Below are 739 nucleotides of genomic sequence, written 5' to 3'. Positions count from 1 at the left end.
GAGGAAAAAACGGCTCAATCCGCTTCATCTGGCTCTCAGACAGTAAAAATACATCACTCACAGGCTCACCCTCCATCGGTAAGGCTGTTGAATCACACTCTCTCGCTCAGTTCAATAAATTAACAGGTCCTGAGCCTAGATTTCTCAGCATTGTTCGACAGGAACACTGACGCCCTGAGCAAGATTTTCTCTGTCAGTATCGCGAACAAAACGAACGATCCGTCAGAGCTGACAATACTCTGGACCAGCATCGTCAACGGTCTGGCATGCGTGTTTCTTGGTGGTGGCATCACTGATACAATCCGCTCTCTCACGGTAACGGCGGCAACACGCAATGGCCTGACGTTATCGACAACCGTTGAACTGACGATCTTTGGCTCAGATAACTGCACGCCCTGCCTGTGCGATTATCCAACGCTGCCAGACGGGACCGACATACCACCGAATGCGATGGTTTTGCCTTGCGGTTCTATTCTTACCAAAGATGTATCAAACGTAATAATTAAACAAGCTAGTCGCCTATATACATCTGACCTGTCCCACTACTCACTTTATCCAAATGGGAAAGTGATACTTTCATAAGCAAAAGAAGCACATGCAGATGTAATTATCATCGATTAATATAAGTATTAATTTTTAACAACTATAACGGAAGATATATTCTTCTTTAAACTCTCAAAGGGAGACGCTTATCTATGAGCGTAGTTCTGTAATGTCGTGCAGCATGACCTCGGCGTCC

General features: G+C 45.2%; 1 protein-coding gene. It reads left to right on the top strand.

The genetic code is table 11. From position 1 onward, the window contains the following. Nucleotides 1-150: 150 nt before the first annotated feature. A complete protein-coding gene (locus HK11_RS12265; protein ID WP_143216409.1) occupies nt 151-582 on the top strand; it encodes a hypothetical protein in 432 nt (143 codons plus the stop codon). Nucleotides 583-739 lie beyond the last annotated feature (157 nt).

Source organism: Acetobacter sp. DmW_043 (genome assembly GCF_002153485.1).
GTDB classification, from domain to species: Bacteria; Pseudomonadota; Alphaproteobacteria; order Acetobacterales; family Acetobacteraceae; genus Acetobacter; species Acetobacter thailandicus.
The sequence above is the reverse complement of the archived record's forward strand: the minus strand, read 5'-3'. Positions and strand labels throughout refer to the sequence as shown.